At 43.3% G+C, this 19566-nt stretch carries 20 protein-coding genes; 18 read left to right on the forward strand and 2 right to left on the reverse strand.

Translation table 11 applies throughout. From position 1 onward, the window contains the following. Window positions 1–240: 240 nt before the first annotated feature. The 15 genes from ACFQ2J_RS14750 (at window position 241) to copZ (ending at window position 13817) form a co-directional block, all read left to right on the forward strand. Window positions 241–1131 (forward strand): glycine betaine ABC transporter substrate-binding protein, encoded by an 891-nt coding sequence (locus ACFQ2J_RS14750; RefSeq protein WP_386062090.1) that lies wholly within the window; start codon window positions 241–243, stop codon window positions 1129–1131. A gap of 399 nt (window positions 1132–1530) precedes the next feature. Then, entirely contained in the window at window positions 1531–2484 is a 954-nt protein-coding gene (locus ACFQ2J_RS14755) for an AAA family ATPase (RefSeq protein WP_386062093.1), read from the forward strand. Next, window positions 2481–3692, forward strand: coding sequence for a DUF58 domain-containing protein (locus tag ACFQ2J_RS14760; RefSeq protein ID WP_386062095.1), 1212 nt, complete (start codon window positions 2481–2483; stop codon window positions 3690–3692). The genes ACFQ2J_RS14755 and ACFQ2J_RS14760 overlap by 4 nt, the downstream gene beginning before the upstream one ends. Beyond that, window positions 3689–4924, forward strand: a complete 1236-nt coding sequence (locus ACFQ2J_RS14765; RefSeq protein ID WP_386062098.1) for a hypothetical protein — start codon at window positions 3689–3691, stop codon at window positions 4922–4924. The genes ACFQ2J_RS14760 and ACFQ2J_RS14765 overlap by 4 nt, the downstream gene beginning before the upstream one ends. Before the next feature lie 189 nt (window positions 4925–5113). Continuing rightward, window positions 5114–6529: an esterase/lipase family protein gene (locus ACFQ2J_RS14770; RefSeq protein ID WP_386062101.1), complete on the forward strand. Its 1416-nt coding sequence runs from the start codon at window positions 5114–5116 to the stop codon at window positions 6527–6529. A gap of 80 nt (window positions 6530–6609) precedes the next feature. Further along, complete coding sequence (locus tag ACFQ2J_RS14775; RefSeq protein ID WP_386062104.1) at window positions 6610–7416, forward strand: VLRF1 family aeRF1-type release factor; 807 nt, start codon at window positions 6610–6612, stop codon at window positions 7414–7416. Between the two features lie 312 nt (window positions 7417–7728). Further along, complete coding sequence (locus ACFQ2J_RS14780; protein WP_386062107.1) at window positions 7729–8034, forward strand: antibiotic biosynthesis monooxygenase family protein; 306 nt, start codon at window positions 7729–7731, stop codon at window positions 8032–8034. Beyond that, window positions 8031–8384: a hypothetical protein gene (locus tag ACFQ2J_RS14785; protein ID WP_386062110.1), complete on the forward strand. Its 354-nt coding sequence runs from the start codon at window positions 8031–8033 to the stop codon at window positions 8382–8384. Before ACFQ2J_RS14780 ends, ACFQ2J_RS14785 begins: the two co-directional genes overlap by 4 nt. Window positions 8385–8417: 33 nt before the next feature. Further along, window positions 8418–9068, forward strand: a complete 651-nt coding sequence (locus tag ACFQ2J_RS14790; RefSeq protein ID WP_386062520.1) for a cobalamin B12-binding domain-containing protein — start codon at window positions 8418–8420, stop codon at window positions 9066–9068. Continuing rightward, window positions 9055–9816, forward strand: coding sequence for an STAS domain-containing protein (locus ACFQ2J_RS14795; RefSeq protein ID WP_386062112.1), 762 nt, complete (start codon window positions 9055–9057; stop codon window positions 9814–9816). Before ACFQ2J_RS14790 ends, ACFQ2J_RS14795 begins: the two co-directional genes overlap by 14 nt. Window positions 9817–9900: 84 nt before the next feature. After that, window positions 9901–10026 (forward strand): hypothetical protein, encoded by a 126-nt coding sequence (locus ACFQ2J_RS14800; RefSeq protein ID WP_386062115.1) that lies wholly within the window; start codon window positions 9901–9903, stop codon window positions 10024–10026. Window positions 10027–10298: 272 nt separating this feature from the next. Then, window positions 10299–10682: a DUF302 domain-containing protein gene (locus ACFQ2J_RS14805; RefSeq protein ID WP_386062117.1), complete on the forward strand. Its 384-nt coding sequence runs from the start codon at window positions 10299–10301 to the stop codon at window positions 10680–10682. Between the two features lie 174 nt (window positions 10683–10856). Beyond that, on the forward strand, window positions 10857–11174 hold the full coding sequence (locus ACFQ2J_RS14810; RefSeq protein ID WP_386062120.1) for a metal-sensing transcriptional repressor: 318 nt from the start codon (window positions 10857–10859) through the stop codon (window positions 11172–11174). Between the two features lie 19 nt (window positions 11175–11193). Beyond that, window positions 11194–13578, forward strand: coding sequence for a heavy metal translocating P-type ATPase (locus ACFQ2J_RS14815; protein ID WP_386062123.1), 2385 nt, complete (start codon window positions 11194–11196; stop codon window positions 13576–13578). Between the two features lie 32 nt (window positions 13579–13610). Beyond that, a complete protein-coding gene (copZ, locus tag ACFQ2J_RS14820; protein WP_386062126.1) occupies window positions 13611–13817 on the forward strand; it encodes a copper chaperone CopZ in 207 nt (68 codons plus the stop codon). Window positions 13818–13882: 65 nt separating this feature from the next. Here the strand turns inward: copZ and ACFQ2J_RS14825 are convergent, their stop codons facing one another. Further along, window positions 13883–14173, reverse strand: a complete 291-nt coding sequence (locus tag ACFQ2J_RS14825; RefSeq protein WP_386062523.1) for a spore coat protein — start codon at window positions 14171–14173, stop codon at window positions 13883–13885. Between the two features lie 63 nt (window positions 14174–14236). Next, on the reverse strand, window positions 14237–14497 hold the full coding sequence (locus tag ACFQ2J_RS14830; RefSeq protein WP_386062129.1) for a hypothetical protein: 261 nt from the start codon (window positions 14495–14497) through the stop codon (window positions 14237–14239). Between the two features lie 238 nt (window positions 14498–14735). On the opposite strand from ACFQ2J_RS14830, the gene ACFQ2J_RS14835 reads away from it, so the two are divergent. The 3 genes from ACFQ2J_RS14835 (at window position 14736) to ACFQ2J_RS14845 (ending at window position 19561) form a co-directional block, all read left to right on the forward strand. Next, window positions 14736–15653, forward strand: coding sequence for a proline dehydrogenase family protein (locus tag ACFQ2J_RS14835; RefSeq protein WP_386062131.1), 918 nt, complete (start codon window positions 14736–14738; stop codon window positions 15651–15653). Window positions 15654–15950: 297 nt separating this feature from the next. Continuing rightward, window positions 15951–18350 carry a 3-hydroxyacyl-CoA dehydrogenase/enoyl-CoA hydratase family protein gene (locus ACFQ2J_RS14840; RefSeq protein WP_386062134.1) on the forward strand — a complete coding sequence of 800 codons (2400 nt, stop codon included), beginning with the start codon at window positions 15951–15953 and terminating at the stop codon, window positions 18348–18350. 35 nt (window positions 18351–18385) lie between these two features. Next, window positions 18386–19561 (forward strand): acetyl-CoA C-acetyltransferase, encoded by a 1176-nt coding sequence (locus tag ACFQ2J_RS14845; protein WP_386062136.1) that lies wholly within the window; start codon window positions 18386–18388, stop codon window positions 19559–19561. Window positions 19562–19566 lie beyond the last annotated feature (5 nt).

Below are 19566 nucleotides of genomic sequence, written 5' to 3' on the forward strand. Positions count from 1 at the left end.
TTGTCGTTTCAAACTCCACCTAAGGAATCATTTTGACAGGGTATGCCGTCCCACCATTCTAACAAGTAAGAAGGAGTGGTAGGTTACAGTTAAATTAAAATTATGATAAATTTGTACAGTTTTTACTGTATAAACTGTTTTTGTTCATGTTACAATCGGTAATCGTGAGAAACTTTCTGTACATAGGTTTCCCTAATTAAGTGAAAAATTTATAAGAAAAGTAAAATAGGAGGAATTCATATGGGTAAATTTCGTAATGTGTTGACTTTATTGGCGCTTACACTTGTTCTTGTTCTTGCTGCCTGCGGTGGGAATGACGAAGGTGGAAACAATGATGAAGGTAATGAAGCAGAAGGAAATGGTACGATTCAGATTGGTATGAACAACTGGGCTGAGAACGTCGCTGTTTCGAATATGTGGAAACTCATCCTCGAAGAAAAGGGATACGATGTTGAACTGAAGAACGTGGAAAAAGGTTTTCTTTACGAAGCATTAGCTAATGGTGATCTTGATATCGGAATGGAAATCTGGCTTCCGAATACGGATAAAGCTTTCTATGAGAAATATAAAGAGGATATCGACTGGAGAGAGACCTGGTATGAAGGCACAAACCTTGGGCTCGTTGTTCCTAGTTATATGGAAGAGATCAACTCGATTGAAGACTTGAATGCGAATAAGGATCAATTCCCTGATGGAAGAATCGTTGGAATTGATGCTGGGGCAAGCATCATGGCATTGACAGAAGATGCAATCAAGGAATACGATCTCGATTATACATTAGCAGCTTCATCCGGTCCGACCATGACAGCCGAACTGCAAAATGCGATGAAAGCGGAAGAGCCGATTGTCGTAACACTATGGAAGCCACACTGGGCGTTCGCAGAAATGGATTTGAAGTTCCTGGAGGACCCTAAGAACGTATACGGAGATTCAGAAGATATTTCTTATGCCGCACGTAAGGGTCTTGAAGAAGACCAACCTGAAGTAGTGAAGTGGTTCGACAGCTTTAAAATGAGTGATGACCAGCTTGGAAGCTTGATGGCTTCCTTGAATGAAGCGGATTCACCTGAAGAGGGTGCTCAGAACTGGATTGACGAAAACCAGGATGCCATTGATGAATGGACGAAATAACGGGACGAAAGCATGGTTCGTAATTGGACCATGCTTTTTTTATGTAAATTCATTATAAATGAACCTATTTGAAAGTCACGCAGAGCCAGAGTCTTTCACAAACACACAGAGGGTGGCTGGGAAACTGCGAGACTCCGATGGGAGAAGGACCTAGGCGAGACCCCACAGGGAGTGAAACGAGCGAGGAGGCTCGCCAGTTCCCCCACAGGAAAGCGAGTAGTTTCCCAGGCGCCCTTCTTTTCAATAATCGGCAAAGATCCAGTGGTTAAATCTCGAATTCCTGAGCTTTAGACTTTATCACTTGTTGCTTGTTTTCTTCCTATATAATATATTGAATGTTACGAATCTTTCTGCTAATAATAGTCATATGGAAAAATATATAAAAATGGGGCGGGAATTATGGGAGAAAACGTACATACAATCAAACAGGCGAAAGCCGAATTAGAACGTGTAATCTTAGGTAAACCACAGGAAATAGAACTGCTTTTCACAGCACTACTCGCTAAAGGACACGTGTTGCTGGAGAGTGTACCAGGATCCGGTAAGACAAAATTGGCGAAAAGTTTTGCAAAAGTCACTGGAGGTACCTTCAAACGGGTACAATTCACGCCTGATGTACTGCCGAGTGACGTTACAGGCATCCAGTTTTTCAATCCTAAAACGCAGGAGTTCGAACTGAGGGTAGGGCCGGTGATGACAAATGTATTGCTGGCAGACGAAATCAACCGCGCCACTCCAAAAACTCAATCAAGCCTATTGGAAGTGATGGAAGAATACCAGACAACGATTGATGGGGAAACGCTGCCGGTAGAATTGCCATTCCTTGTCATTGCTACTCAAAACCCGGTCGAAAGCAATCAAGGTACATTTCCGTTGCCGGAAGCACAATTGGACCGATTTTTATTCAAAGTCGACATGGGCTACCCTGTCTATGATGAAGAAAAGAATATCCTGGCAACTTACAGGGTAGATGAACCGATGGACCAGCTCACAAGTAAGCTTACACACGATACGATCATGAAGCTGCAGGAGCAAGTGAAACACGTAACACTTGCGGAGCCTGTCGTCGATTACCTGCTAACATTAGTGCGCGCTACGCGAGATCATTTGGATATTGACTTAGGAGTAAGTACTCGTGGTGCATTGGCATTCATGAGGGCTTGTCAGGCTTCGGCTTTGATCAAGGGGAGAACGTACGTCACCCCTCAGGATGTGAAATTCATTGCACCATATGTAATGGAGCATCGGATTGTGCTCTCCATGGATGGGTCAATTAGAAAAACGGTAGAAGAAGTTGTCCGTGAAATACTGGAGAAAACCGAAGTGCCAGTGGAAGTGGGCGAGGGAAGGTGAAGCAGTGGAAAAAGGAGCTTCCCCTTCAACATAGAAAGAATTATGACACCTACTACACTGGAATTGCCATCTCAGCCATCCTGGCAATAATAATGGCTGCACCGGTAATGTTTGTATTGACAGGGATTCTTTCAGCTTTCGTCATCTTCAACAAACTCTATGATCGCTTTGCAGGGGAAGGACTGGAGCTTCTCAATCCGAAACGGACGATTCGTATGTTTCCGGGAGATCAGGCTGATTTAAGCTTGACCTTCAAAAATAACTCCTCTGTTCCAATTCTGAATGGAAAAATCAATTTCAGTTGCGGTTCTGTGGTGAAACCGTTGGAAAAAGGACTGGAGTCCGACCGGAATGGGCGATACCGATATCCCCTCCATCTTTTGAAGAAAGGCGAGTCCACCATCCGTATTCCTTTTCATGCAACGAGCCGAGGTACTGTGAATATCCAGCATGTTACATACGAATTTCCTCATTTGGTGAACTTCCATACTATTTTCATGAAGTTCACCCCTTGGATGAGAACGGAATTCATCGTCTATCCACAACCTAAAACCGTCCATGGCCTGGAAGAAGCGAATTACTTAGCGGAAGGAAACCAAACTGCGGTATTTTCACCTTTTGAAGACGTATTGACTCCTACAGGTACAAGGGATTATGTATCGTCTGATCCATTCCATCGGATTCATTGGAAAGCTTCTGCCAAACAACAGCAGCTTCAAACGAAAGTGTTGGAAAAGAAAGTGGATTACACGTGGGCAATCCTGCTCAACACGACAGAAACTACGAGGCTCGGAAATACTTTTGTCAGTACGAAGCTTGAGGATCTGCTTTCTTATGCTACTTACCTCTGTCATGTAGCTGCTAAGAAAGGGTATGCTTCAGAGCTTCACCTGTCCTCTAGACGCCCTGGTAAAGTCCCTTACTTTCATTTGCCCGCAGGAGAGGGAAACCAGCATCTGAAACACTCACTTGAATTGCTGGCGCGAGTAAGAAATGACCATGCGTATATGAATTTCAAAGAAATGCTCCATCGATTCGATCACCATATCCATAAACCGATGTCGATCATCATCATGGGTGAATGGACTGAGGAAACCTCCTTCTACGCCGCAAAATGGAAAGCGAAAGGTATGCGCGTCTTCCATGTCATCCCTAAAGAGGATCATGCGGTCATGACACTTGGAAGGCAAAAGGAGGTAATGGGATGAATGAAGGAAAAACAGGCATTGTGAAGGGATATCATTATCTCGGTGATGCATTGTTGTTCTATTATCTGATCGTTGCCATCTACGCTTTCCAGGGTGGATATCCATTTCTACCCTATTTGGGTGTCGTATTTCTTTCGTATCTGGCATTTGCGTTAGGAACTTCCAAGACTTCCACCTACATGCCCTTCATTTTTCTGGCGCCTTTATTGATGATTGTCATGTTCCTGTTGGGTTTTCCGATCTACCTTGCGTTAGGGATACCGGTGCTGCTTAGCTGGAGATTTCTTATCCATGAAAAAGATCCGGATCGAAGCAATGAGACCTTTATCTTATTCTTCTCTCTGTTCGTTGCTATGATCGAGTTTTTCTTATTGGAAACATCGACAGTCGTATGGATGTGGAGTATTCAATTCACGGTTGTCGTCCTAGGTCATTTAGCATCCAACTACATGAAATTGTCTAAAAAAGAAAGAAGCGATGGAGCAGGAGTCATAGCTGGCTGGACTGCGGGACTCGCTTTACTGGCAGTTGCGGTCGCTTTATTGGACGACCTTTTCCGGTCAATCATCTCAATGATCTATCAGGTCATCCTAGCTGGAGTGCTGCTTTTGATTGATGGTTTTATGTATGTCGTCAATGTGTTAGGGCTTGATTTCCGTATCAACTTGGAACCCCCACCTGAGCAAGGGAATGAAACCGAGGGTGGATTTGGAGAGATGAATGAAGAGGGAATGATGTTCGATGGTCAGGATAATGATTCGGAAAAATTGGTGGAGATGGTTAATTCCACAGTATTCTGGACGACAATAACTATTATTCTGGTTGCGATGATCATTGGTGCCTTTATTGTCTATAAATTGAGGAAGTATCGAAATGTCCCATCTGATAAACATGAGGGAGTTTCCTATGAGTACGCTGAATATCCTGATGGACCACGGCGTTCGTTATGGAAACAGTGGCAAAACAAACCCGATGATCCTGTCAGAAAGAAGTTTTTCGAGTTAGAGCAGTATGCTGCCAAAAAGAAAATGGGACGACAGCTTTATGAATCGATCGAGGATTGGTTCGCAAGACTGGGAATTGCCTCAGCGGGAGCAGAGATCTATCAAGTAGTGCGATACGGTGAACAGACCCTGAGCGAAAAAGAAACCCAACAAGCATACACCCAAATCGAACAACTCAAACAAGAAATTAAACAAAAAGCATCAAAAAAGAAAAACACGAATCAGTAAACTGTGTAAGCCCCAGCCAATTCACAAATATGGCTGGGGCTTTCTTTTTGTAGGAAATGAGAATAGTACAATCCTCCCTGGGAAACGGTCCTTTTGTAACTAAGAGAACCACTCCTTTTCCAATATACTGTAAGTAACACAACATTCTACTATAGGAAGGAGAAACAAATGAGGGGGATTTTATTTGTAATGATTGTATTCGCAATGGTGGTACTTCCAAACCAGGCAGACGCAGGGGAAGTTGATCCAAATAAATCACCTGTCCTATTCATTCATGGGTTGAACAGTTCATCAAGCACATGGTACGAAGACAATGACATGTATGAAACCGTCCGTTCCCAAGGTTTCGAGACTGCATTCATCGACTTGAATCCAGACAAAGACATGTGGACGAATGGCCAATTGCTGGCGGAGAAACTTCAGGAAATCTATCAGCATTTTGGGGAGAAGGTCGTCATAGTAGCACATAGCAAAGGTGGGGTCGATGCACAGGCTGCTTTGGTTCATTACGGGGCTCATCCTTATGTTGAGCGCGTCATTACATTATCTTCCCCTCACAAAGGTTCTGAGCTGGCGAATCTTGCTCACAGCTCTTGGGCAGGATGGCTTGCAGATATTCTTGGTAACCGGAGTGAAGCTACTTACGCGTTACAGACTGGCTATATGAGCTACTTCCGAGATGAAACAGACAACCATGAACTTGTTTCTGCCAATCCGATCTATACCTTTGGCGGGACAGGATGGGGACCGTTCTGGGGGTCGCTTTTCTATGGTGGGATGTACTTGAATCAGTTCGGATCGAATGATGGGGCTGTTACAGTTGCGAGCTCCCGTCTGTCCTATGCACAGGAAATAAAAGTAGATGACTGGGACCATTATGAAATCAAAGAGGGAAATGCCACTTTTACTTACTTTGAACCTTATTTATATGAAGCAGCTCCATTAAGTTCCTTCGAATCTGTGCCATTCGTGGAGGAGGAAGCATCTTTGGCATATGGGAATTACCAGCACGGTGGAAGCCACAAAAGGAAAGCGATTGAAGGTTTCTTTGTAGAGGACGGAGTGGAAGAAATCACGGTTGAGTGGATCAGCAACAGGAAGGATACGGACTTAGAACTTATTGAACCAGCAGGTAACCAAATGTACAGTAATTTTAAAGTGGCTTCTGATGAAAGTGACGTATTCAAAGGTGCTTATCGTCACGAACTGACAATTGAAAACCCTGTACCTGGATGTTGGAAGTTATCTGCATCCAATGACCAAGGGGAAGATTACTTTTTTCAGGTGAACTTTGATAGTGCTGCGAATCGTCAAATCGATGTTGCGGTGGAGGACGGAACACATTCATCCGTTGCTTTCGCTTCTTCTCATCTGAAAGAGATCAAGGCGACGATCAGAGTGAATCACTTGAAAAAAGGCAAACCGGAAGCAACAAGCATTCTATTTAAAAGAGAGAAGAACAGTAAAGTGACTTTGAAGTACAGTGGTGAGGGCGTGTATAACCTTACCATCGATGTGACAGGAAAAACGCCAAAAGGCAACTTGTTCAACAGGACAGTGGTCACTTCCGTGTACTTGGATGATAAAGGAAATATCCATCGATAATTCTAAGTTTGAGTGAACTCATTTGCGGAAACATAAAGACTAGACGTAAAAATTTTACGCAAAGGGGTAGATTGAAGCTTATGGATATGAACAAAGAACTGAAAAAAATGGAAAGTGTATATTTAGAAAAACCGCACCGAGTTTTTACGATGTATCTGAATACAGATCCTTCTGATCCTGATCAGCAAGGCGGAGAATGGAAAATCCACTTGAAGAATGGTTTGAACAACTTCGAAAGTTACCTACAGGAAGATGGAGATTCTGATGAGAAGCGTAACTTCTGGGCCATTAAAGAGAAAGTGGAAAAGTACGTAGAAGAAAATGAACAGCAGTTCGCTAAAAGCCTGGTCATCATTGCAGCATCTGATGATTCGATCTGGTTTGCGGAGCGCTTGCAGATGCCGGTTAAGACCGAGTTCTTCTGGGAGGAAACAGCAAAACTTGATCAACTGCGTACAATGTATGAAACATTTCCGAAAACAGGGTTGATTCTGACTCAGAAAACCCAAGTTAAAACGATCGATGCAGAGCTTGGTCGACTGAAAGATACCAATCTTTATGAACTGGACCTGGATACAGAAGATTGGCGTCAGCACACCGGTCCACACCGTGCACAGCCATCGATGGGTTCCGGCGGTAAAAGCACGAAGCAGGATCAATTCGAGGAACGTTTCGATGCCAATCGCCACCGCTGGTATAAGAGTCTTGCATCAAAGCTGGACAAGCTTGCCAAAGATAACGGATGGGAACGCATCTATATGGTCGGCGATAAAGAAGAAACGAAAGATCTCGATAGCAATATGAATAAAGAAGTGACAGCTTTTGTAAATAAAAATCTGCTTGATCATACCGAAATGGATGTCATTGAGGAAGTTGTGCTTAAATAAGCAGAAAAGACTCAGGAGAGCAGCCTCCGAATGTGGAGGCTGCTCTCCTTTTTTATTTGCTAGGAAATTTTAATTTGCCTTTTTATGGATGGAGATCTGATGGAGTGTAAAAGCTTTATACCGATTTATCCCATTCTCATAGGGATAAAAAAATTTCATCATAAAATTTTCTTCGTATAATTTTGTTAAAAAACCTGTACCTGCGCGGATTGTTATACACTCCTGCACGCTGTGTGTTAAACTATTATTTGAGAATAATTACAAACCAGCATCAATCTTTTAAGAAATATTCATAGATTGCAAGGTGATATTATGTACATTGTTGATTCAATCGTCACAGTGCCTGAACATAAGGCAGACGAACTAATAGAAGTTTATCGCAACAGGAGCAGATCCGTCGATAAAGCGGACGGATTCCACTCATTCCAGCTCCTGCAGAATGATAAGAAACCAGGAGAACTTACGGTGCATATGGAATGGCTCACTAAAGACGACTACTTGAAGTGGGTTCGCAGTGAGGATTTCAAACGTATCCATGAACTGGAGAAGAAATATCCTGATCAGGAACTGGCGAATATTGTACCTAAAGTCAATAAATATAAGGTGGTGGCGGAATGAAAGCCTCCACGAAGAACCGCCTCGTATCCCTTATTGTAGAAGATATTTACCGAGCGTACCCTGACCTTGTGGAAAGGTTCGGGGAGAACGGAAGAGAACGGACATACGAAGATAACTACCATCACCTGGACCACTTGGAAACTGCTTTTCAAATGGATAATGTCACATTTTTCCTCGACTATACCATGTGGTTGAACAATGTGCTGACATCCAGGGGAGTAGGCACCGAACTGATCATTGATAATTACCAACGGTTGATTCAAATCCTAGATGATTGCGAAATGGAAGAAGAAGCAGAAAAACAGGCATACATCGAGTATTTGAAACAGGGGATCACAGTTTTGTCCTAACCGTTCCATTGAGAGGTGAACAAGTTGAGTGAAATGCATATCCGATTAGCGGAACTTTTCCTATCCGGAGAAGAAGAAACTGCTGTTGATTTTATAGAGAAGCATCTGAATGAACATCCACGAATGTATTTATACGAAGATATCATTACCCCAGCTATGTACCATATCGGAGAGCTGTGGGAGAACAATGAGATTTCTGTGGCTGATGAACATTTGGCAACTGCTGTATGTGATTTCGTTTTATCGAAAATTGAAAATACTTCGTATCCAATGAGCACGAAAAAGCTTGGGGATCGGAAAGTGATGCTGCTCGGCATTGAAAATGAGCGTCACTATATCGGTCTGAAAATGGTTTCCAGCTACTTCAAAGAAAAGAATTGGAGGGTAAGGTATTTGGGCCCTGACCTTCCGATCGACCATGCCATCAAGCAGATTGATAAATGGAAGCCTGACGTCATAGGATTGTCTGCAGCATTGTCCTATCGACTGCCAGTGCTGAAAGTTTTTATCGAAAGATTCTCAAAGTTGGAATGGCAACCGGATATTTTAGTTGGCGGACGAATCACCCGAAAATATGACCTGACTGACATGTATGATGATCATGTTCACTTCATTCGAGGACTGAATGATTTAGATAAATGGCTTGTAGATAGGAAAGAGGGCATCAAGGATGGAACGAGTTGAGCACTTTTTTGCTATACCCTACTTGGGTATCAATAAATACTTTCAAATTCAATACTTTTCCAGCGAAGTGGAACAGCTGACCGTTTTAAAAGATAATTTCCTTGATATGCTGGATGATGAAAGCAGAGAAAAAGTTCAAAAATGGCTGACACCTTCGATGAAAAAGGTGAAAGTTGAAGTGAATGTGAAGCCTCTCCAGGCAGACGCCGATCCGATCGTAGCTGATATCCATGCACGGTGGCATAATGACCTTCAAGCGGATATCATGGTGATCAAGCGTGATGAAAAGCTGATAAGAGTAACAGATTCCTTGAATCAACTTCAGTATCGATTGAATGATACCAATTTTGAACTGCTGGAAGAAAAAGAGAAGCTTGAACAGGCAATCATCGAGAACAATCGCTTATCTGCTCCTTTCATTACGTTGACAAATGAGACAGCACTTGTACCTATTTTCGGTGAAATCAGTGTGGAAAAGTTACATGCGATCGAGTCCCATTTATTGTTTGAAGTGCAGGAGAATGATGTGGATCGTCTGTTATTCGATTTTACCGCAGTAGGGGAAATGGAGAAAGAAGGCTTCCTTGTGCTGCAGAATCTGATCCAATCGCTTTTTTATATGGGATGCGAAGTAGCATTTGTAGGGATACAGCCGAAACAGGCGCAGCATATGCATCATATGAAAATGAAGTTCGACATCACGTATTTGACTTCACTTCATCAGGCACTCCAAAAATACTGCAAATAAAAACCCGTGTTTCCTGTTATCAACAGAATCACGGGTTTTGTGTACTCAGCATTCGTCCGCAGGAATACCTGCCAGGACTAAGCCATGTTCTCTTTTTTCCAAGCGCAGTTGACTCACCATCTGTTGGACATTAGGATCAATCGCTACTTGGATGTCATTGATGGATTCGATTCGATCATCTTCTTCTGGCCCATCCAGGGTCAGTCCTAATTGTGGACCCCCTCAGCCAATGCCAGCAAGAAACAACCGAATGCCCTCTGCATCATTTTCAGTCAGAATCTGTTGGATTTCATGCTTCGCTTCATCTGTAATCTGCATTGGTCGCTCACTCCTTTATCTAACTTCATCATACGTCATATGGTATGTTGCTTCAAGTGTCCTGCATGTCATTAGCTTCCCCGAAAATAATTGTTTTCATCGTTTTGGATATACTTTATAGGGTATATAAATTTGTGAAGACAATTATTAAGGGAGGATTAGCTATGTTTCATTATACGGTAGAAACTTCACGTAGTGTCCAGGCAGCGGTTGAAGCTTTGGAAGATGCTCTTAAGAGCGAGAAATTCGGAGTGCTGTGGGATTTCAATGTAAAAGAGACTTTGAATGGTAAAGGATTTGATTTTAATCAATCCATGCGTATCTTAGAAGTATGCAATCCTGAAGAAGCTAACAAGGTATTAGCTGAAAACGAATTAGTCAGCTACTTTTTACCTTGTAAAGTAGTTGTTTATGAAAGTGATGGGAAGACAAAAATAGGGATGCCTAAACCGACAGAGCTTATCCGCTTCCTTGATGATGCTAAATTGAACGGAATCGCGGAAGATATTGAGCAACGTATGATTGCAACGATTGATTCAGTAAAATGATTGTTCCTAAACTTTATTTGTATATGGGAGGCATTGTTCGCCTTCTTCGCTTTGGAGGTCTGTTCCTGAACTGAGGAATGGACCTTTTCCTTTGTATGGAAAATATATGATGTATAACGATTGACTTTATATACTATACGGGGGTATAGTAATAATCAAGGGAAGGTGAATAAGATGGATGAAAATAAACTTCCGGAAAACAGTGGAAAGAAACCAGTTAAACCAAGAACGAAAGATGAGAAACAGAAAGTTCTTGACCGTTTGAAAAGAATAGAAGGGCAAGTTAGAGGCATCCAGAAGATGGTGGAAGAAGACCGCTATTGCGTGGATATTCTCGTGCAAATATCAGCAATCGATTCAGCTCTGAAACAGGCCGGCTTCTCTTTAATGGAACGACATACGAAACATTGCGTCAGTGACGCAATCAAATCCGGTAATGGTGATGAGTCGATCGAAGAATTGATGAAAGTGATGAAGCAGTTCGCAAAATGATGAAAGAGGAGGTGCCTGCATGAGCGAAATGAAACATATGTCCTTGAATATCACTGGAATGACTTGTGCGGCGTGTTCCAATCGTATTGAAAAAGTTTTGAATAAAATGGATGGTGTCGATGCTAAAGTCAACCTTGCAATGGAAAGTGCGTCAGTTGACTATGATCCTGAGCATGTTGCCTCCGACCAAATCATGGCCAAGATTGAAAAGCTCGGTTATGGCGTACAGATGGAGCGGGCAGACTTCGACATTACGGGAATGACATGTGCTGCCTGTTCCACCCGTATTGAAAAAGTCCTCAATAAAATGGAGGGAGTATCGACTGCCTCTGTCAATCTGACCGACGAATCTGCCGTGGTCGAATATCAGAACGGGATGGTTGACAGGGAAGCAATCATTGAAAGGATTCGTAAACTGGGATATGACGCATCGGTGCATGTCGATCGTGAATCGAAAGCAACAAGAAAAGAAGAGGAACTGAAGAAGAAGCGAATCCAGCTCTATGCAGCAGCATTATTATCTTTCCCGTTACTATTGACGATGATCGACCATCTTTTCGGGCTGCCTGTACCACATCTGCTGATGAATCCATGGGTGCAATTCCTGTTGGCAACGCCTGTACAATTCATCATCGGTAAGCAGTTTTATGTAGGGGCGTACAAGAGCCTTAAGAATAAGAGTGCCAATATGGATGTCCTTGTTGCATTGGGGACGAGTGCAGCCTACTTCTACAGTTTGGCCGAAAGCATCCGGGCAATGATTAATCCGGGCAGAGAAATGCATCTGTATTATGAGACCAGTGCAATACTGATTACGTTGATCCTGTTAGGGAAATATTTCGAAGCCGTAGCAAAGGGAAGAACAACCCAGGCAATCTCAAGTCTGTTGAATTTACAGGCAAAAGAAGCTACCCTGCTCCGGGACGGAGAAGAAGTGAAAGTTCCTGTCGATCAAGTGAAGGCGGGCGACATCCTGATTGTCAAACCGGGTGAAAAAGTACCCGTGGACGGAGAGGTCATCAGAGGAAATACTGCCATTGATGAATCGATGATTACAGGGGAATCCATTCCTATCGAGAAACAGACTGGGGATGCAGTCATCGGCTCAACAATCAATAAAAACGGACACATACAGGTGAAAGCGACGAAGGTTGGTAAAGACACAGCCCTTGCCGGAATCATCAAAGTGGTGGAAGAAGCACAAGGCTCCAAAGCACCGATACAACGGATGGCGGATATCATTTCAGGTTATTTCGTACCGATAGTCGTAGCTATTGCAGTCATCACTTTTGCAAGCTGGATGTTGTTCGTTGCACCTGGAAACTTCACACAAGCACTTGAAGTCGCAATTGCTGTTCTCGTTATTGCTTGTCCGTGTGCGCTTGGCCTCGCCACTCCGACTTCAATCATGGTCGGAACAGGAAAAGCTGCGGAACTCGGCATTCTCTTTAAAGGTGGCGAGCACCTGGAGAACACGCATAAAGTAGATACAATCGTATTTGATAAAACAGGCACATTGACGAATGGAACTCCTGAAGTGACAGATTTTGAAGGCGATGAACAGGCATTAATGCTCGCAGCAAGTGCTGAACGAAATTCAGAGCATCCATTAGCAGAAGCAATCGTATCCTATGCTCAAAATGCAGGGAATGAGCTCCATGAGGTTACCGACTTTGAAGCAGTACCTGGACATGGAATCAAAGCGATGGCGAATAATTCGGAAGTTCTGGTTGGAACCCGTATGTTTCTAGAAAAACATAGCGTGGAATATGGCAACTATGAGCTTAAGATGGAGCAATGGGAAAACGAAGGGAAAACAGCGATGCTGATTGCAGTCGATCGAACAGTCAAAGGTGTAATCGCTGTTGCGGATACGATCAAAGACTCCGCTCCCGAGGCATTGAAGCAGTTAAGTGATGCCGGCTATGAGCTGATCATGCTGACAGGAGACAATGAAAGGACTGCAAACGCAATTGCTTCCCAGCTTGGCCTCGATCAAGTAGTGGCTCAAGTCGTCCCAGAACAGAAAGCTGACAAAATAAAAGAAATCCAGCAACGAGGGAAAAAGGTTGCGATGGTCGGCGATGGAGTCAATGATGCTCCGGCACTTGTCGTAGCGGACGTAGGCATTGCAATTGGTACTGGTACGGACGTTGCCATTGAAGCAGCAGATCTGACTATTTTAGGTGGAGACCTTGCGTTGATTCACAAAGGCATCCTAATGAGTAAGAAAACAATGAAAAATATCCGTCAAAATCTGTTTTGGGCACTAGCCTATAACTCAGCTGGGATACCCGTAGCTGCCATCGGACTTCTCGCACCATGGATCGCCGGAGCTGCAATGGCATTCAGTTCCGTAAGCGTCGTTACCAATTCGCTTCGTTTGAAGCGGGTAAAAATATAAAGGTATTATACAACTTAAAAGGAGTGGTTAGGATGCAATTGACACTTGAAGTAAATGGAATGACTTGTGGGCATTGTGAAAAAGCGGTAAAAGGAGCCCTCGAAGAACTGCAGGGAGTAGAAGGTGTAGAGGTTCACCTTTCAGCAGGAAAAGTAGACGTTACCTACGATGAATCATTCGTTTCGAAAGATAAAATGAAAGATGCAATTGAAGATCAAGGTTATGACGTCGTAGGATAAAAACATGAGAAGGTGCACCGCAGTCCAAATGCGGTGCACCTTCTTTTTATATTGTGATGTTTAACCTAACCGCCATAAGGTAATTGGTTCTTATATCCGTCAAATTGGGTATAGGATTGCTGCATCTTTTGCTGGTCAGCCTGCTCGAGTGCATACCAGCCATTTTTGAACATCATATTGTATAGATTTCGTTGGCAATCCTGTGTTTCTTTAAATATCGTCGCGATATCCGTATAAAGGTTTTCACAGCTGGCTTCATTCAGTGCAGTACTATAGGCTCCTGTCATATATTTTTCTGTTGCTAACAGATCATTGACAAGATCTCGCTCATTGAGCTCAGTTGTTTTCGGAACCATCGTTTCAGGGTTCTGGATTTTCTGACTTTGCTGATTTTGCTGGTTCAATGGGATTCCCTCCTTTTAATTCAATGGTGGATTCTGTTTATTCAAGTGTTCCAGAATTTTATTGTAGTGACGTTGATGCATTTGTCCTGCCTGATCGAGTGCAGCTTTCAGCTCCTGATCCTGGCATTGCTGCGCATATGAATGAGCTTTCTTGCATGCATTCAAGTTCCAGGAAAGCATGTCTGTGATATAAAGGTGGTCTTTCGTACTTACCATATTGGGTGGCTGAGTCATCGATTGTGCCTGCTGCATACCTGATTGATTCTGCTGTTGCATAGGTTACCCTCCTTTTCTTATTCAGGAAGTAGTCTTTCCGAAAATCGTATTTTTATCATGAAAAAGGGAACATATGCATGCATTTCAGCAAAAAGCGACACTTTTCTTAATATATTGATTAATTTTGCGATTATATACCCATTTGTGAGAATAAATGATAGAATACTAATGTGATATCGTTTACAAGATCAAATTTTCAGACATTTTGTCCGGAAGTGATTTAGGGGGTCTATTCATCATGGAGAAAGTACTACGTAATTTCTTTCTGTTTCTGTCAAAAAACAAGTTCTTCACTAAACTGGCCAAAAAATATGGTCTTCGATTTGGTGCAGGTCGATTCGTAGCGGGAGAGACGATTCCGAATGCGGTGAAAACGATTCGGGAACTGAATGAAAAAGGTATGTCCGTCACGATCGATCACCTCGGTGAATTCATCGATAGTGAAGCGGAAGCAAGATACGCTGCAGAAGAGTGTATTGAAGCAATCAAAGCTATTTCTGAAAACAACCTTGATTCCCAGTTGTCATTGAAGATGACATCAATGGGCTTGGATATATCTCCTGAGCTTGTCATGGAAAATATGCGGAATATCCTCGATGCAGGGAAGGAATATGGCGTATTCGTCACCATCGATATGGAGGACTATGAACGCTGTCAAAAAACCCTGGAAATCTTCAAGGAATTGCGTTCTGAATATGATAACATCGGCACAGTCGTCCAGGCATACCTATACCGCACGGTAGAAGATATGGAAGAACTCGATCAGTATAATCCGAATTTGAGATTGGTCAAAGGTGCGTATAAAGAATCACCTAAAGTAGCATTTCCGGAGAAGAAGGATGTCGATGATAACTTTAAGAAAATCATCAAGATGCACTTGCTGAACGGGAATTACACAGCAGTGGCGACACATGATGATGCCATGATTGAATATACGAAAAAGATCGTCGAGGAACACAACATCCCCAACGATCAGTTTGAATTCCAGATGCTTTATGGAATCAGGGTAGAGCGTCAGGAAGAACTGATTAAGGAAGGATACCATATGCGCGTCTATGTTCCATATGGCAACGACTGGTACGGCTATTTCATGCGCCGCCTGGCAGAACGCCCGGCAAATGTCGCATTCGTACTGAAAGGTGTATTTGGAAAATAATTATCTAAGGAGCAGTCATCGCTGCTTCTTTTTTTACTTTAAGAAAGTTTAACTTTATTAAAGGAATAAAGTATAAGAAAATACTAAGGCTTTCGCCATAAGTACTTGGCGACAAGCCAAGTTTTTCTAAGTTATTAACCATTTGCTTTAGTAAAAATTAGCATATTTTTTCGTTAAACGATTGCGAAATATCTGAAAATATTTTATAGTAAGAATAGGTATTGATAGGAGCACTATCATATTTTTTTAGCAACAAAATGAATGAGTATTCATTCAAAAGAGATAGGGGGAACTGGAATGAATCGTAAAATCAAGCGCGCGGCTGTCCTCGGCTCCGGTGTCATGGGAGCTGGAATCGCTGCTCACTTGGCCAATGTGGGGATCCCGACATTGATGTTGGACATTGTACCTCGTGATGTAAATGAAAAGGAAAAGAAGCAAGGACTTACCTTGGAGGACGCTGCTGTACGAAACAAAATCGCAGCTGCAAATAAACAATTATTACTGAAACAAAAACCATCACCATTAACGAGCAAAAAGAACATGGACTTGATCACTACAGGTAATATGAATGATCATATGGACCAGTTGGCAGATGTAGACTGGATCATTGAAGTCGTCGTTGAGAACCTTGATATCAAGAAAAAAGTGTACGCTGAGGTGGATAAGTACCGAACAGAAGGAACGATTGTAAGTTCGAATACTTCTGGGATCTCCATTGAAGCAATGGCAGAAGGACGTTCAGAAGATTTCCGGAAACACTTCCTAGGAACGCATTTCTTCAATCCGCCTCGTTACCTGAAGCTGCTTGAAGTGATTCCGACGCAAGATACGGATCCTGAAGTCTTCAATTTCATGAAAGTATTTGGTGAAGATGTGTTAGGCAAAGGTGTCGTCGAAGCAAAAGACACACCGAACTTTATCGCAAACCGGATTGGTACTTACGGGCTACTCGTGACCGTTCAGGAAATGTTGAAAAAAGGATACAGTATCGGTGAAATCGATTCCGTAACTGGTCCTTTGATCGGACGTCCGAAGAGTGCGACTTTCCGCACATTGGATGTTGTCGGCCTGGATACGTTCATCCATGTGGCAAACAACGTCTATGAGCAGGTGGAAGGTGAAGAGAAGGATGTCTTCGATATACCTGCCTTCATGAAACAGATGCAGGAAAAAGGATGGCTTGGTGCGAAGAGCGGTCAAGGATTCTTCTTGAAGAAAAAAGGAGAAAAGGGAAGCGAAATTTTAGAACTTGATCCTTCAACGCTGGAATACGGTCCTCGTAAGAAATTGAAAACTGCGGCCACAGAAATGGCAAAGCAGGAAAAAGGACCAAAGCGCAAAATGAAAGCGCTTGTTTCTGCAAAAGGCGATCGTGCTGGTGACCTGATCTGGTCCTTAGTAGCGCCTGTACTCGTCTATTCTGCAGAATTGCTTGGAGAAATCGCTGATGACTTTACAGCGATCGATGAAGCGATGCGCTGGGGCTTCGGTTGGGAACTAGGACCATTCGAAATGTGGGACGCCATCGGAGTGAAAAAGTCAGTCGAACGCATGAAGGAAGAAGGTGTAGCCGTTCCGAGCTGGGTGGAAGCAATGCTTGAGCAAGGGAACGAAACCTTCTATAAGCAGGAAAATGGAAACGTGTATTTCTACCATGATGGTGACTACAAACAGAAGTCATTCAATGAAAAAGTCATCAACCTGAAACGTACGAAAGAAACGAAGGATGTCATTAAGAAGAATGCAGGCGCGAGTCTGATCGACCTTGGTGATGGTGTTGCCGGGCTGGAATTCCACTCTCAAAGCAATGCGATCGGTCTGGATATCATCCAGATGATCAATTACGCAATTGATGAAGTAGATAAAAACTATGAAGGTCTTGTGATCGGGAACCAAGGAAAGAATTTCTGTGTCGGTGCCAATATCGGCATGATCCTGATGGAAGCCCAGGATTTCAATTTCTTTGAAATCGAAATGGTCGTAAAACAATTCCAGAATGCAATGATGAATATTAAATATTCCGATAAACCTGTGGTGGCTGCACCATTCGGTATGACCTTGGGTGGTGGAGCAGAAGTTTGTCTCCCATCGGATGCAATCCAGGCATCTTCAGAAACCTATATGGGTCTGGTTGAAGCTGGTGTAGGACTTATCCCGGGAGGCGGAGGAAATAAAGAGCTTTATATGAAGCAACTTCGTAATATCCCACAAGGCGTAAAAGTGAACCTTATGGAAGTTGCGAATGCAGTATTTGAAAAAATCGCAATGGCAAAAGTGTCCACTTCCGGTGATGAAGCAAGAGAGAATGGCTTCCTTGATCAGCAGGATGCCATCAGCTTCAATGGGGATCACTTATTGCATGATGCGAAACAGAAGGTACTCGGACTTGCAAGGTCTGGTTATCAGGCACCTAAGCGTACGAAAATACCTGTCGTAGGAGAGCCTGGTTATGCAGCAATGCTGCTTGGAGCGAAGACCCTCGGTTTCGGAGGATATGCTTCTGAACATGATTTGAAGATTGCAGAAAAACTCGCCTTCGTCTTAGCTGGCGGACGGGTGAAAGAAGGCACGCTCGTAGATGAGCAGTATTTGCTGGATCTAGAGCGCGAAGCATTTTTAAGCCTTGTGGCTGAACCGAAGACTCAACAACGCATGCAGCATATGCTCATGAAAGGTAAGCCGCTACGTAACTAAGCGGTACACTTCTACTTAATGAAGGGGGAAGGAATGTGAAGGAAGCAGTCATTGTCGCAGGTGCTCGTACACCTGTTGGCAAAGCGAAAAAAGGTACACTAGCACATACAAGACCAGACGATTTAGCTGCGTTGACGATAAAAGAAACATTGAAACGTGCAGGGAACTATGAAGGGAACATTGATGATGTCATCATCGGATGTGCCATCCCTGAGGCAGAACAAGGGATGAACATGGCAAGGAATATTTCCGCACTAGCTGGACTGTCCCATACAATCCCAGGTATTACAATCAATCGTTATTGTTCTTCAGGTTTGCAGAGTATCGCTTATGGAGCGGAACGTATCATGCTGGGTCAAAGCGACACAATCATTGCTGGTGGAGCAGAATCCATGAGTATGGTACCTGTACCTGGTCATGTCATCAAGCCGAATATAAAAATTGTAGAGAATGCACCTGGCTATTACATGGGAATGGGGCATACAGCGGAAGAAGTAGCAAACCGTTTCAACATCTCCCGTGAAGAACAGGATGCTTTCGCAGTACGCAGTCATGAACGTGCAGCAAGAGCGATTGCTGAAGGTAGGTTCGAAGATGAAATCGTTCCGGTAGAAGTGATTGAACGAACGCTTGGCGCGGACAACAAAGTTAAGGAAGCCACTAAGCTGTTCACAACAGATGAAGGAGTACGTCCAGGAACGACTCAGGAAGTTTTGGCAAAACTGAAGCCTGCTTTCAACATCAAAGGATCTGTAACAGCTGGGAACTCTTCACAAATGAGTGATGGTGCTGCATCTGTACTCGTAATGGATAAAGAAAAGGCGGAAGCAGAAGGTCTTAAGCCACTATTGAAATTCCGTTCCTTTGCCGTAGCGGGTGTGGAACCGGAAATCATGGGAGTCGGTCCAATTGAAGCGATTCCTAAAGCATTGAAATTGGCAGGTCTTGAACTTTCTGATATTGGGTTATTCGAATTGAATGAAGCATTTGCATCTCAGTCACTTCGTGTCATCCAGGAACTTGGTCTGAATGAAGAGATCGTCAATGTAAATGGTGGAGCAATCGCATTAGGACACCCATTAGGCTGTTCAGGTACGAAACTGACATTGAGCCTGATGCATGAAATGAAACGTCGAAACGAACAGTTTGGTGTAGTGACCATGTGTATCGGTGGCGGAATGGGAGCAGCTGGAGTATTCGAGCTATTATAAGGAGG

It is taken from the genome of Thalassobacillus hwangdonensis, from assembly GCF_042675915.1.
GTDB classification, from domain to species: Bacteria; Bacillota; Bacilli; order Bacillales; family Halobacillaceae; genus Thalassobacillus_A; species Thalassobacillus_A hwangdonensis.